This is a genomic window from Bacillus paralicheniformis (genome assembly GCF_001042485.2).
Classification (GTDB): Bacteria; Bacillota; Bacilli; order Bacillales; family Bacillaceae; genus Bacillus; species Bacillus paralicheniformis.
Genome location: NZ_LBMN02000001.1, coordinates 406,308 through 420,495, shown reverse-complemented (window position 1 = coordinate 420,495; position 14,188 = coordinate 406,308). Strand labels below are relative to the sequence as shown.

At 38.8% G+C, this 14,188-nt stretch carries 12 protein-coding genes, 1 tRNA gene and 4 pseudogenes; 1 reads left to right on the top strand and 16 read right to left on the bottom strand.

The genetic code is table 11. The annotated features are described in order from the left end of the window. Nucleotides 1–42: 42 nt before the first annotated feature. Nucleotides 43–1,224, bottom strand: a complete 1,182-nt coding sequence (gene alr / locus ACH97_RS02170) for an alanine racemase (protein WP_020452719.1) — start codon at nucleotides 1,222–1,224, stop codon at nucleotides 43–45. A gap of 323 nt (nucleotides 1,225–1,547) precedes the next feature. On the opposite strand from alr, the pseudogene ACH97_RS02165 reads away from it, so the two are divergent. Beyond that, nucleotides 1,548–2,728 (top strand): annotated as a pseudogene (locus ACH97_RS02165) (oxalate decarboxylase family bicupin). 74 nt (nucleotides 2,729–2,802) lie between these two features. On the opposite strand, the gene ACH97_RS02160 reads toward ACH97_RS02165, so the two are convergent. From ACH97_RS02160 to ACH97_RS23875, 15 genes and pseudogenes are all read right to left on the bottom strand, one after another. Beyond that, nucleotides 2,803–2,875: transfer RNA gene (locus tag ACH97_RS02160), tRNA-Ala, on the bottom strand. Between the two features lie 113 nt (nucleotides 2,876–2,988). Beyond that, the gene (locus tag ACH97_RS02155; RefSeq protein WP_020452721.1) at nucleotides 2,989–3,975 is read right to left on the bottom strand and encodes an ADP-ribosylglycohydrolase family protein; all 987 of its coding nucleotides are present in this window, start codon (nucleotides 3,973–3,975) and stop codon (nucleotides 2,989–2,991) included. A gap of 105 nt (nucleotides 3,976–4,080) precedes the next feature. Continuing rightward, a complete protein-coding gene (locus tag ACH97_RS02150; RefSeq protein ID WP_020452722.1) occupies nucleotides 4,081–4,704 on the bottom strand; it encodes a hypothetical protein in 624 nt (207 codons plus the stop codon). 168 nt (nucleotides 4,705–4,872) lie between these two features. After that, entirely contained in the window at nucleotides 4,873–5,508 is a 636-nt protein-coding gene (locus ACH97_RS02145) for a hypothetical protein (protein ID WP_020452723.1), read from the bottom strand. 273 nt (nucleotides 5,509–5,781) lie between these two features. After that, nucleotides 5,782–6,138: an Imm3 family immunity protein gene (locus tag ACH97_RS02140; RefSeq protein WP_020452724.1), complete on the bottom strand. Its 357-nt coding sequence runs from the start codon at nucleotides 6,136–6,138 to the stop codon at nucleotides 5,782–5,784. A 35-nt stretch (nucleotides 6,139–6,173) separates the two neighbouring features. Further along, a complete protein-coding gene (locus ACH97_RS02135; protein WP_020452725.1) occupies nucleotides 6,174–6,605 on the bottom strand; it encodes a deaminase domain-containing protein in 432 nt (143 codons plus the stop codon). A gap of 121 nt (nucleotides 6,606–6,726) precedes the next feature. Further along, nucleotides 6,727–7,953, bottom strand: a pseudogene (locus ACH97_RS02125) (IS110 family RNA-guided transposase). Between the two features lie 156 nt (nucleotides 7,954–8,109). Next, a pseudogene (locus tag ACH97_RS02120) lies at nucleotides 8,110–8,886 on the bottom strand (recombinase family protein). Between the two features lie 689 nt (nucleotides 8,887–9,575). After that, nucleotides 9,576–10,040, bottom strand: coding sequence for a hypothetical protein (locus tag ACH97_RS02115; RefSeq protein WP_020452727.1), 465 nt, complete (start codon nucleotides 10,038–10,040; stop codon nucleotides 9,576–9,578). A gap of 2 nt (nucleotides 10,041–10,042) precedes the next feature. Continuing rightward, nucleotides 10,043–10,639, bottom strand: a pseudogene (locus ACH97_RS23590) (hypothetical protein); the annotation flags it as partial. A gap of 402 nt (nucleotides 10,640–11,041) precedes the next feature. Next, on the bottom strand, nucleotides 11,042–11,512 hold the full coding sequence (locus ACH97_RS02105; protein WP_020452729.1) for an SMI1/KNR4 family protein: 471 nt from the start codon (nucleotides 11,510–11,512) through the stop codon (nucleotides 11,042–11,044). 21 nt (nucleotides 11,513–11,533) lie between these two features. Further along, entirely contained in the window at nucleotides 11,534–11,752 is a 219-nt protein-coding gene (locus ACH97_RS02100; protein ID WP_020452730.1) for an HNH endonuclease signature motif containing protein, read from the bottom strand. A 41-nt stretch (nucleotides 11,753–11,793) separates the two neighbouring features. Next, nucleotides 11,794–11,925 carry a polymorphic toxin type 15 domain-containing protein gene (locus tag ACH97_RS23905; RefSeq protein ID WP_228119636.1) on the bottom strand — a complete coding sequence of 44 codons (132 nt, stop codon included), beginning with the start codon at nucleotides 11,923–11,925 and terminating at the stop codon, nucleotides 11,794–11,796. Nucleotides 11,926–12,077: 152 nt separating this feature from the next. Beyond that, nucleotides 12,078–12,464 carry a ribonuclease toxin immunity protein CdiI gene (cdiI, locus tag ACH97_RS02095; protein ID WP_020452731.1) on the bottom strand — a complete coding sequence of 129 codons (387 nt, stop codon included), beginning with the start codon at nucleotides 12,462–12,464 and terminating at the stop codon, nucleotides 12,078–12,080. A gap of 1 nt (nucleotide 12,465) precedes the next feature. Beyond that, on the bottom strand, nucleotides 12,466–14,187 hold the full coding sequence (locus tag ACH97_RS23875; protein ID WP_020452732.1) for an EndoU domain-containing protein: 1,722 nt from the start codon (nucleotides 14,185–14,187) through the stop codon (nucleotides 12,466–12,468). Between the last annotated feature and the right edge of the window lies 1 nt (nucleotide 14,188).

Here is a 14,188-nt window from a genome sequence, read left to right as displayed (position 1 = left end):
TTTTATCAATGATCGAGAAAACAGCCTGTGAGTATGGGAAAACTACACGTATAACAGCGGGGTCGACTTTTTAAAAATCTTGCCGTCTCTTATATAAAAACGGGGGACGCGCCAGCTTATTGTAGATACCACTTCATAATTGATCGTATCAAGCATTTCCGCAACTTCATCAACGGAAATTTCAGCTCCCTTTTGCCGGCCGTAAATCACGACTTCCTCTCCTTGTTTACCTTCGCTCTCTCCCAGACTGACCATTATCATGTCCATTGTTACTCTTCCCGCCACCGGCACCCGTCTTCCGCGGTGTAGAATAAATCCGCGATTGGAAAGTTCACGGGAATAACCGTCAGCATAGCCGACCGGAATCGTGGCAATCACTTCCCCGCGCTCCGCAACATATGTAGCCCCATAACTAACGGTCCGCGGTTCTGTCAACATGGTTTTCACATAAGCGATGCGCGCCTTCAAGCTTAGTGCAGGCACAAGCTTAACGAGATTGAGCTGCCTGATGTAATCGGAAGGATATAATCCATACATTCCGATACCTAAGCGAATCATATCAGCGCTGAATTCCGGAAAAGCGATCGCCGCGGCCGTGTTGTTCATATGCACCGTAGGCAGCTTAAAGCCTTGTTCTTTCAGAAAGCGGAGAAAGCTGATAAACTTTTCGTGTTGAATCATGGTTAGCTCAGTATCCGGTTCGTCAGCTGTGGAAAAATGCGTGAAAATCCCTTCCCATCTGAGGTTTTCACTTGCCGCCAGCGCTTCCACAATTGCTAAAAGCCTTTCTTTTGTGCGTACACCTAAACGCCCCATGCCGGTATCCACATTGATATGAACAGACAGCCGGTCAGGGGTTGCTTCTGTTTCCAATATCTCGTTCGCTTCTTTAATCCAGTCAACTTGAAATGCTGATAACGATATATTCCAAGCTGCCGCTTCTTTCACACAGCTAAGCGGGGTGAAACCGAGCACAAGGATCGGTGCGTCAATCCCCGCTTTTCGCAAAACGACCGCTTCCTCCACCGAGGCAACGGCGAGCTCACTCGCGCCGTTTTCCAGTGCATGGCGTGCCACTTCCACCGAGCCGTGACCATAAGCGTTCGCTTTTACGACAGCCATAATCTTGCTCCTCTTCGGAATATGCCGCCGAAATGCGCGTAAATTTTTTTTAATCGCATCAAGGTTTACCTCTACCCAGACTTCCCGGCAAAGCTTTTTCATCAACGCTCCCTTCTTTCTTGTCACATAGTATTCATTCATGTAGCCGTTCGAAAATTGCCCGGATGCTTCTATCTCATTCTTATTCAGCTTCGGGCGAAATCATTCAGTCAGTAATCGTTAGCGGTGGAAGGCAAACAGCAGGAGCCCGTGCCGTGTAGACTTTAAATCGAAGGTTTTCTTCTGCTGCCAAAGGAAATGCAAATCTGTCCATCTAGTTTTTTTAAAAGTGTCTTAAGAAGGCTCCGATTTTTTTCGATTTGATATATTTTAAGCGTCCCTGTCATAAATTTCGGTATATACGACCTGTGAAGGGAGCTTTTTACATGAAAAGAACAGCCGGGACTCCAGCTTGGTACAATCGCGTGCCTCATCCAATAAGACACGATGGTGCGGGCGCGACTGATTTTGGGCCCCGCGACGTAATGCGGGATTTAGAGAATCCCGACATGTTCGTTCCTCCAAAAACAGATGCCGGAGCAATCCCCAATTAAAGTTTTCTTTTTCAGACACACATATGCAGTTAAATCATGGCGGCTGGTCGCGCGAAATAACTGTCCGGGAGCTGCCGGTATCAACGACGATTGCCGGCGTCAATATGCGGCTGACGCCAGGCGGGGTGCGCGAGCTGCATTGGCATAAGCAATCGGAATGGGCTTACATGATTTTGGGCCATGCGCGCATTACCGCCGTCGATCAGGACGGCCGAAACTTTATCGCCGATGTCGGCCCCGGGGATTTGTGGTTCTTTCCCGCCGGAATACCGCACTCGATTCAAGGGCTTGAGGATGGCTGCGAATTTCTCCTCGTTTTTGACGACGGGAACTTCTCCGAGTTCGATACCTTCACGATTACAGATTGGTTCGCACACACACCGAAAGATGTTCTGGCCGCGAATTTCGGTGTACACGAAAGCGCCTTCGCCCGCATCCCTGACAAACAGCGATACATCTTCCAAGCAAAAGTGCCGGGACCGCTCGAAAACCAAAAAGTGCCCGACCCGTATGGAACCGTACCAAAAAGCTTCGCTTACAGGCTGTTTGCACAAAAGCCTATCGTAACACCCGGCGGAACGGTGCGAATTGTTGATTCTTCAAACTTTCCAATTTCGACAACGATCGCCGCCGCGCTCGTCGAAGTCAAGCCCGGCGGAATGAGGGAAATGCACTGGCATCCGAACAACGATGAATGGCAGTACTATATCACAGGAACCGGGCGAATGACAGTATTCGCGGCGAACGGGACTGCCCGCACCTTTAATTACCGGGCGGGTGATGTCGGATATGTCCCGTTTGCCATGGGACATTACATTCAAAATACAGGCAGCGAAAGCCTGTGGTTTTTAGAAATATTTAAAAGCAGCCGCTTTGCAGACATTTCATTAAATCAATGGATGGCGCTGACTCCAAGAGAGCTGATTGAAGAGCATTTGCATGTAGGACCGGAGCTGATGAACGCTCTGCGAAAAGAAAAATGGCCAGTCGTCAAATACCGTACGGACAGATAGGCCATCACCCCGCAAAAATGGATCGCGTAAAAAAGGCAACAAAAAAACCCTTGAATGATCAAGGGTTTTAAAGATGGAGCATAGCGGGCTCGAACCGCTGACCTCTACACTGCCAGTGTAGCGCTCTCCCAGCTGAGCTAATGCCCCGTATATTTGAGACATGATTTATTATAGATGGAATTTTGGAGAAAAGCAAGTGGTTTTTGATGTGAAAAAGAAAATGCTCTGTTAGCCGGCATTTTCTTTTTCACATAGACAATCTATCGCTCTGATTTTTCAAAGCAGAACTGAGCAAACCTTTCAGACAAATCCAGAATGTCTTCTTTCCTTGCCAAGGCAGTGATCCATTCTTCCGGGATGCTTTCCATTTGATCATACATTCCAGCCATCGTACCTGTAATAAAGGCAATTGTATCGGTGTCTTCCCCCAGGTTCACTGCTTCCAATACAGCATCAGAATAACGGTCATAATTGAGGAAACACCACAATGCCGCTTCTAAAGAATGCACAACATAGCCGTCTGACATGATGTCTTCTCTTTTAACAGTCGCAATGTCATCATTGAGTATCCTCTTATAGGCAGAAAACTCATTTTCATACTCGGTTCCTCTCAAATTCTCCAGACAAGAATGAACAGCTTGTTTATATGCCTCTTTAGGAGAATGATTAAATAAATTTATTAAGAATTCTATATAAATGATGCATCCCAGCGTAGATCGGGGATGACGATGTGTAATAAAGGCCCACCGTTCGATCTCAGCTTGCCTTTTTGAAAACTCGGATTCGTTCCATAGTGTAAAAGCCAACGGAGATATTCTCATCAATGCTCCGTTTCCATTATCAAACTCAGATGCTCCGCCGCATTGTACCATTGGAACGCCCCTTTTGAAGCGCTCGATTGCATCATCAGTGGCTCTGCCAATATCAAACATGGTGCCGTATGGAGTCCAGTAGCCTTCCCGATACGCAGCAAACTTTTTCATCAATTCAGTCTCATCTTTTTCTTCGATCAAATTCTCCATTAAACACAAAGTGAGTGATGTATCATCTGACCATGTTCCAGGCGGTTGATTATAAGTCCCGTACCCTGTCATTCCAGTGATATTTAAGTTTCTAGCTTTAAATTCCACAGGGACGCCCAGCGCATCACCGATAATTCCGCCAATGATAGTGGAGTACAGTCTTTTTTTAAAGTTAGATATATGTTTATCATCGTTCAACTGAAACGATATTGTTCTTCTTTTCATTTGGCACACCTGCTTTGTTGATTCATCTTGAAAACGCATGGAGATCAATTTCCATGCGTTTTAGTTTTAAATCATATTCATTTAAAAATAATTATACATCAAATATTATTTTCCTAAAATCAATCTTCTTATCTTCTCTTCAAACTGCATATTTATATTGAAATCGTTTTTCCATAGATTTAAAAGAGAGATAACTTCTTTTAATTTTAAGGAAAAGTTATACAATACAAGAAATGCACTTGGAGCTTCTCTATCTTTAATTAAATAAACTTTTTTGAAGTCAGGAGTCATATAAAAAATATTATATAATCCATTTTTTGTTTGTTCTAAGTTAACAGCAATCTTTTTTTCTTTAAAAATTGAAAAATAATTCTCACCAATTTTCAAATCTAATAATTTATTTAAAGATTTTATTTCATTATCTTCTAACTCTAATATTTTATCTTGTGTTTCAATATCTCGAATACGATCACCTAAAATTGAAACCGCATAAATACCGAGTGCACAAATTCCCTCTTCTTTATTATCAAATTCCTCTTTAATAAATTCATTCCCCCTTTGATTTAATATTAAATAATACATATTGTTTTCCGTGTTTTCTTGAAGTTCAACAAATGTTTCTTGATAAATACAGTTATTAAACTTTTGATAAACCCCTATTTTATTTTCTTCAGCATGACTTATAACCGCATAATCCTCACCAAGGTTTTCCTTCAACAAATTATGCATTTCTATAGACCACCTTTTGTAATTGAAACTTCTTTTATATAACCTTTATCTATTGTATCATTGTGATATTTAAGAATTGTAAAATATTCACTCTCCGTCTCCATAACCTTATGTAGTTTCAATTAAAATCGACCATCTATAATAGATAGATGGTCGATTAAAATTTCATTATAAAAGAAAAGTATTTATGTCTCCTTCAGAGAAATAATTTGCTATTCCTTCAGCTTCCAACAAATTTTTCACTTCATTTTCAAATTGATAAAGCAAATAAATTTTTTTGAACGCAATAAACAATGCTCTTTGATTTCGGATGGCTAATGTAGATTGAATCACATTACCTTTATCGTTTACAAAAGAGACAATCGAACTTGTTTCGTCTTTCATCTCTAGCATAATCGCTCTATTTCTTACTTGTGATTGTCCCAAAGCAAATAAAGAAGCAGGGATCCCTAATATAGACATGGCTTTAAAAAGTTTACTTTGATCAAATGTAGGTCCACCTATATCCAACTCTTCATGTTCCATCACAAAACGCTGAAACTTTTCTAAAAAATAAAAAGTAGATAAACTATCCAAAAAAAAATGTTTTGCCCCTTCAACTTCAGTGTCAAATTCTTTTGTTATTTGCAAATAAGGGTTATTTTGTCTTTCAACCATAAACAAACCATAAGCCCATTTATCTTCGTCTCTCTTTAATATATAAAAATTTTCATACGGAGCAACATTCTCTTTAATGCAACTATCTTCAAGAGTAGTTGATTTCCCCAGCTTATTCAAAATTTTATGAGCTTGATTGATATTCACTGAAAGTCCACCACATTTATTTTAATAAACTTTGTCAATGAGCTACGGTCGTTGAGCTTGCCTTTTGCTTTCAGTCGCATGCGTTTTTGATTATATCTCATTTGAGTCATACAGCAACTCTTAGCTTTTTCTGCTTCTCAAAAAAATAAAGTGTATCGATATTCGTCTGAATCAACCCCATCGTTATCATCAGCGTCTCTTGGGATAGAGAACAAGCAAGACAAAAGTTTGTTTACCGTAACTGCTTCATTTATTTTTAACTATTGTGTATCACTATTCTGCTGAAGGGTTATAATCAACCTCAACATTTTTTAGTCCTTCTATTACTTTATTTATTCGTCTTGATAAATCTTTTATTTCTTCTAATGCTAATTCACCTTCTGCTTCTTGTGGGTTAAACCTGCTTAGCCTGTTTGTGATACCATTAATACGCCCAACGAAAACTTTATCCTGACCGATTAAAATTTCTCCAATAGCAGTATCAACAATAACATCTTCTATCGTGCCTAAGTTGTCAAATTCATCTGCTAATTTTGCTATTGCATACCTATGTCCCCTATCTTCGTCTAACAACTCTTCATATGTCTCTTGAATTGCATCAAATAATTCATTATACTCCCAATCTTTCATTGTTTCTCTCCTCCAATAAAACTTTAAAAATAAGTTTAAGGAATAATTCTATTACCATTGTTATGTATAACTTCTAATTCAATATTTCTATATTTAGCAGCAAACTCTGCTATGACTTTACTGCAACTGTCGCAAGTGTCCAATTCCGTAAACAACTTAATTTTCCCTGTAGCTTGTGTATTCTCGCCAAGTCTAGAAGCAATATCATTTAATATTTTATATTCCGTATCTGTATCCCTTAAATAACTTTCTCCATCTTTGCCGACAGCTTTGGTAGCTTTAAACATTGGATTTTCAGGTTGCAAAGAAATATCAGGGACTTTATCCTCAAGACTTCCTTTAAGTTTATTTATGCTGCTTTGAGCATAAAACTCAGACTTGTTTATCCCACTCACATTAACTTCTGCAATAGCAAAATTACCCGACTTTTTATATCTACTCGTTAAATTGCCTCTCAACTCTTTCACTCTATCAATTATATGCGCTTCTGCAACTGAATCTATTTGTCTCGTTGGATATACTTTACCTGTACCCTATGTTGTAATCTTAAAAGCTAAAAATAAAAAAGTCAGCCATTTTACCACTTTATTAAACTACTTCTTTCTCGTGTACTATCGGCAATTTATAGGTAGTTTTATGTTTCATCATGCCATAAACAATGTTCACAAGCCTTCTCATTATGCATACCAATGCTTGTCCCTTTGTTTTGCCTTCTTTCAGTTTTCGTTGGTAGTAAGCATGGAACACTGGGTTACGTGGTAGTTTACTTCCTTTTGCTACTTGCACTTGTTGTACTGCGAGGTTGTAAAATAAAGCGTGTAGCGCCCGATTTCCATGTTTGCTTTTTTGTTCCTTGCCTTTCCCGCCAGAGCCAAAGTAAACAGGCGCAATACCCGCAAATCGTGCTAATTTGTTGGCATTAGGAAAACGTCCATCACCTATCTCTGCAATTAATGCGGAAGCTGTAACGAGGTCAATGCCTGGCATGGAGTCTAGTTAAAAGTCTAGTAAGCTCATTAACTCTTTTAATTCTCTTTCCACCTTGCCTATTTCCTGCTTTCCAAACAAAATGTGGCGCACAATGCTTTCTACCAAAAAGTTTCGAGTTTCCTGATGTTCTTTTGTTGTGTTCCCATCTTCTATTACTAGCTTCAATATTTCATTCGCTTTTTTCACCGAACAAGTATTATGGCTTACTTCTAATAAGAAGGTGGTCAATTGTTTTATACTCACACCTTCTAAACAAGACGGTGATGGGTATCGTTCCCAAAATGCTAAAGCTGTTTTCCCATCCACCCGGAGAAAAACTTCTTATAGCTAGGGTAATGGTGACTCAATTGAATATGCAATTGATTCTTCAAAGCACCTTGCGCCTTCACCAATGCATTTCTTCTAGTGACCAATTGTTGTATCGACCAATATATGTGGCTTAGCATCTGGCAAATGGCTAAGTTGTCTTACCAATATTCTAGCCACACATTCCGCATCCCAGCTATCACTTTTTTGTACGGTCACATGGCTTTTTCGTTCAGCATATGAAAGTGCTGGGTTAACCTCTTTTACAACTTGTCCATGGTCCGTTAGATATTGTGCCAGTGCCCGACCGTAGCCACCCACATCTTCTAATCCAAATACAGGTGTCAACCCTTCTTCTGTCTGTTTATCAATATCTAGTAAAAATGTTGAGAAAGCGGACGGTTTATTTTCAACCTTTATTTCATCAAGCTTCTCCTGCCAACAATTAATAATCACTGCCACATGATGATGTTTATGTAAGTCTACACCCACATAAATGTGTTTCTGCTTTTCATGCATGGTTCATCCTCCTATTCAGTTGTCAATTATTGAATGAAAATGCCGGCAACCTAGTTCGAGCGTTCACCATCCGATGCGCATTGGTACGAAAGCCTATCCATTTTCATCGCTTCATAAGAACTTATTAGAAAATGAATCCCTTTTTTAAGTAACCTATTAAATTATTGCTTCATGTTTCCCATTTGCTTGTTTTTGTCCGTATGTATAAATCCCTTGATAAAAACTTTCTCGGTCTAAAATTCTTTTCACTTGTACTTTCGTAAATGCTTTCCCTTGAGTTGTTTGATAGCCTTCATCATTTAATGCTTCTGCCAATCTAGACAGTGACCATTTTCTATGTATCTGTTTAAGCTCAAACAACCGTTTCACTACTTCTGCATGATTGTTATGTATCTTTAGTTCTTTTTCACCTTTTTGTTTCATATAGCCAAATGTTACCCTTCCTCCTGCATAACCACCTTCCTTTGCCTTTTTATTTCTTCCCTTCGTTAGTTTGAGGGCAATTTCAAGCCGTTGATATTGGTCTATTAACTCCATTAAGCCATTGACCAAAAAATCGTTTGGGTCTTTCTTATGGATACTGTAAAATGGCTGTTCAATACTCTTTATATCACAGCCATATCTCTTCAACTCTCGCTGTATCAACACCTTCACAATATCCGACCTCCATAATCTGCTTGTGTTCAGCACTATCACATAATCAATCCGGACAGACGAAAGGTGAGCCAACATTTCTTATAAGCCCACCCTGTCTATTTCCAATGCTTCTTCATTTAGTTTGGCACCACTAATTCCTTCATCTCTATAAATATGAATCAAGTTTAAGCCTTGTTCCTTACAATATGCTTTGATTTCGTCTTCTTGATACTTCAAACTGTATCCATCTCTTGCTTGTCCTTGAGTTGAGACTCGTATATACCCAACAACGTTCAACTTTTCACCCTCCCGTTACGGTAATTAAAATTTATGTAACGCTTTTTAAAGGAATAGCGAGTATTATACGGCCGTCTTTAGTAAAAACACAACCCAATTTTTTTAATCCAAAGCAGTAATAGAACGCCCTTTCACGTTATCCATTGTTTATCGCCACGAGCTTTGTCATTCTCGTTAGTTTATTAGCCAATCCATGTCATAACTACCGCTGTCATGTAAAATGTCATCTCGCCTAAGTATCGTACTTTTCTTACTATCCAAGTATTAAAACGATACTCCATGACGGTACAACCATCATGAGCTTTCGATTCTCAAACAAATCACATTCTTATTGTCTCACTCATAAATCTTCACTTTTTATTATTCACTATCTTTATGTATCCGTATCGTTACCACCTTTAGCATTACGAGCTTTCTCATTGTCTTTAGTTTGTAGGTTTTGCAGTATCATAAGTCCCCACACCATGTAAAATGTCAAATCACCCAATTCTCGTACTTTTCTTATTATTCCTATATAAAATAAAACTCCATGATGGAAGTACCTTCATGGAGTCTCTATTTTCAAACGTATCATTGCTCTTTTTGTCCAACTCAAATATTTTAATTGTATTTTAGTTCACTTGCTTTATATGCCTGTACGTAAAACCCTTTCGTATAACTAGTTTAGGCACTAGAGTGCTCTAAACACGTTACCTTTCCTCTTTGCATAAATGATTGTAATGACCAAATTCAGGAAATGCATCCCAGTTTCTTTCAAGGGTATCGCTAGTTTCGCGCTCCTCGACTGAACCGGTCTTTAAATCTCTCTTTTCCATTGCTATATAGCCATCTTCTCGGAAGCCCAAAATCAAGCTACTTACTTCCGTGTCAGTTTCATCATCATATTCCCAATACATGGCTGTTCTTAAAAAAATCTTACCATCACTCATAACTTCAAAATCATAATTTAAATACTTACGAATCAGGTCATCATAAAACCCCACCGAAACCCATTCATTTGTAACATTTACAATATACTTAGGTTTCTCATCCTCTAATAATACCGCCGTATATGGTTCTTGTTTTTGATGGTATGTGTATGCAGTACGGTCATCAAGTATGTTCCAAGGCTTCTTTTTGATGTCCGACCATTCGTCACAATAATAAATTTTCATAGTCAATTATACACCTTCCCCTTAATATCCCTAATAATAATCCTGTTTTTTGTTGCCTCATCAAGAATTGTTTGCGGAATTGGTTTATTTTGAACAGGTATTTCTAATATTAATTCACCTTTAAGTCGCCCTCCTTTGAGAGCGTTAGGATTAAAAATACCATTTGATATTTTAGAACCCGAAGAATATTTTTTTGTGATTTCATTTAAGTAACTCTTAGCTGTCTTTTCTTGCACTTCACTAAGTTGAGTGAATTTTCTCGATACTATTTCCTTGTTGGGTGCATATGAGTCAACTACGTACTTTTTGCCCCCTACTTCTTTTGCTTCCAACTCTACCTCATTATAAGGGTAACGAGGACGATTTTCCTTATTAAAATTATTACCTGCTTCCCAACGCTCTTTAAGCCAGTCTGGTACAGATTTCTTTTTAGGTGTAACATCACCCGTACCCTTTGAAACACTCTTCCCAGCCTCAATCTCCTTCTCAACCCGCTGAATCGAATCCTGCATCTTCGTTTTCGAAGCCTTATGGGCGTCGTTGACGTGGGCGGAGTAGTTGGACCCTTTTCGGAGGAGGGTGCGTCCCCCTGCTACTGCCAACAACACAAAAACGCCTATTACCTAAAAGGCAATCAAATGCTTTATATTTAGCTACATACAAGAGTTCATTACTATTTCTATCACTAAACCAATGAGAATGTTTAATTTTGTAAGTGTTTGTTTTGTCATCTGTAACAATACTCGTATGTTAAAAATGGCGTCTCACCTAATTACCGTACTTATTTTCATAACAAAATATTGTTATACAACTCCAGATGGTACAACCATCATGAGCTATGAATTTTATTAATGAATCATCTATGTTGACCAAAATCTAAAACTTTTATAAAAACACCTGTTGCTTAATAGACAATCAGGTGCTTCTTCTTTGTTATTTAATCTATCCATTATTAACATCACATTATTTTCTTGTAATTTCAACTTGAATTCTTCTTATTTCTATTCAAGTATCTTTAAAAATTCAGTAAAGTTATCTGCCACATTATACGTAACAGGCTCAAATTCACCGGATTCTTCATGAGACCATACACACACAGATGGATTATTTTTATCCGTTCTAAAATCTAAGCATACAAAGTCACCCGCAAATACACTAGCTATTGGCAACACCTCTGCTCCTAATAAATCTTCGTTATCAGTTAACCTTTCACCTATTTGTGAAAATACAACATCTATATCATAAATTCCTTTTGGATGATTCTCAATATCATCTAATATACACAAAAAACTTTCTAATGCATAACCACGATTGTTACACTCAAATGTTGCTTCCTCAACCTCTACTCCATTATTTTCTTTTATAAATTTTAAGAAAGACTGTGGTAATGAAAGTCTCCAAAACTTTTCATGATTCTTTATTAATTCCTCTGAAGGCAATGGCCTTACTATAGTGTCCTGTTTTATTTTCATATTTCTTCTCCTTTCTAAATGCTATCTCGGAACATCTGCCCACATTCCAGTAGATCTGCCACCATTATGAATAGTTATATTGTGTATTCCAAAAGGTACTAACTCCATTTTACCTGGCACTTCAGTATGGTGCCATGTCATACCTTCTGGTCTTCCTCCAATTGCGTTATCTAGCCATTCAAATTTTGCCTCGTCAGACTTTAACCAGAGACTTTCTGGTAAATCTTTAGTCTCTACCACAAGTCCAGCACCCTTGAAATCTGCAAAACCAATACCTCCTTTTAATAGGTTAGTTTAACATTTAAATAAGTTAATTTTTTCTCACTAGAACTCATATTTTGTGCTACACTTCTTATTTGTTCATCCACTATGTCTATTCTATATTTCCATTGAGATCTGAGGGAAGAATTTATTTTTCCTTCTACCAGCTATATTACACAAAAAAGCACCCGTTGTTTTTAACAACAAGGTGCCTTATAGTAACGTACAGAAAGCATTCCACTTAAAGTTTAGCCTAAAGTTGCACAGAAAGCTTCTTCATCTCACTATGTTCCTCAGGTATCCATTATTTAATATCATATTTTTCTTTAATCTTCATTAATAATTCTTCAATAAGCTCTTTCTTCTCAGGATTTCTTTCTATATAAAAATTACACGCAGTACTTATATACTGATACAATTCATCATAACTCACAATATCGTAATCATCGTCACCGTCGCCAGAATAAAATAAAACTTTATTTTGTCCAAAGTATTCCTCTTCATCTTGTTCATATTCATCTGAATAAATTATTCCATTATACTCACGGCGCTCTCCCTCTTTATTTTTAAATTCTTCTAAATGCTGTAGAAAGTTACGTCCATTTACATAAAGATTCAAAACATCTATAACTGCTTCTTTAGTCAAATTATTCTGTTTCATCATCTCAATAAATTCTTCATATACGTTCATACTAATCCACCCATTCTAATACTGGATAAGCATTTTCTATCTCACCAGTTTCTGAATTCATAATGCCTTCAAATTTTAATTTTTTTCCATTATATTCTGTTTGTCCTTGTATTTTTATCTTCTTTTGTTTTAATAGAGGAATTTCTCTTTTATTGCTTAATCCTTCGTCCATTGCCTTTTTACTTAAATTTATTATTTCATCATCCGAAATAATCTTTGGATCATACACTGTCTTTTTATACATTTTGTCTTTATTAGGTATTACTTTGTATTCACCTGTTCCATTTTTTCCGGTATAGTCCATTTTTTCGTACTTCACTTTATATTCAATATCAAAAACTCCTTCTATACTTGGATGTTCTTTCTTAACAACAGTTTCCAACTCATACTTGTTAGAATTACTATCAAAATAATTCTTAAACTCATCATAATTATGTCCACCACTAACACCATTACGTTCAGTAAACTTTTTAACGGGTCCTGTCGTGTGTTCGACATAGTAATCTTCTTTATATTTAAGGTTTGTCGTACCTTTAGAAACACTCTTCCCAGCCTCAATCTCCTTCTCAACCCGCTGAATCGAATCCTGCATCTTCGCTTTCGACGCTTTATGGGCGTCGTTGACGTGGGCGGAGTAATTGGACCCTTTTCCGACGAGGGTGCCGCCGGCTCCTGCTTCTGCACCGCGGGCAATATCGCTCAAAGCGTCGGCGCTTTTGGCGAATTGTTTTTTGATGGCGAAGCCTGCGTCGTTGAGTCGGTCTTGAGCTTTCAGCCCATTCACCTTCATGCGGTTCGCCCAGATGTTTTTGCTGTCTTTAAGAGATTGTACCACATGTTCTGTTTTGCTTGAAATTTGGCCGATTGTGGCTGCGCTTTTAAATGAGCCTTTCGCCGCGGCTGCCCCCGGGATGATGTCAAGGGCGCCGAACACGCCTCTTTCAAACCTTTCGCCTGTGTTTAACTCCCGTTGTGTCATCCAGTCTTTTCCGGTTGCGGCGCTCGAAATATTGGCTCCTCCGTAGGCGACGGCCACCGTGAGACCTGCCGGTGCACAAAAGATGGTGAGCACGATGATGCCTGCACCGGCCAGAAGATCCCGCCACAATTCCTGATTCTTTTGGACATCTCCGATTGATTCGTATTCAAATCCGCGGGAAGAGGCAATCGCTTTCATGTATTCTTCATACGATAATTCGATGTCGGGGTGGTTGATCTGGAATTCTTCAAATTCTTTGCTCAGTACGTGATCAAACGATTCCGAGTCTTTGAAGATATCATTTACGCTCACTTTCGCTTTGTCGGTTTCGACCGCTTGTTTGGACATGCCGTATCCGACGTAAGTGGTTTCCTTGGAGCCGATCCGGTTCGCGGTCGTGTAATTATGTATCGTCAGTCCGCGCATTTTTTCGGCGAACGCGTCTATTTTTTTATAAAAAGGGCTGTCAATGTGATCTTCCACCAAACTGCCGGCTTTCATGCAAAAGTCAGCCAGCTTTTGATAATCCTTAAACAGTTCCTCGATCTTGCTTTTTTTGCTTGTGTGGGTAAAGCTGATCGCCCTGTCGCTGTCCTTGTCTTTGATTTTGGATTCGATATCTTCCAAGAGATCGTTGAGTTTGATAAGGCCGGCTTTCATACCGCCGCCATATGGTCCGCCCGTCAGCGCATCGAGCCCGTCTTTCATGCCCTGCCATTCTTCCGGTACGTATTTCACATCCATT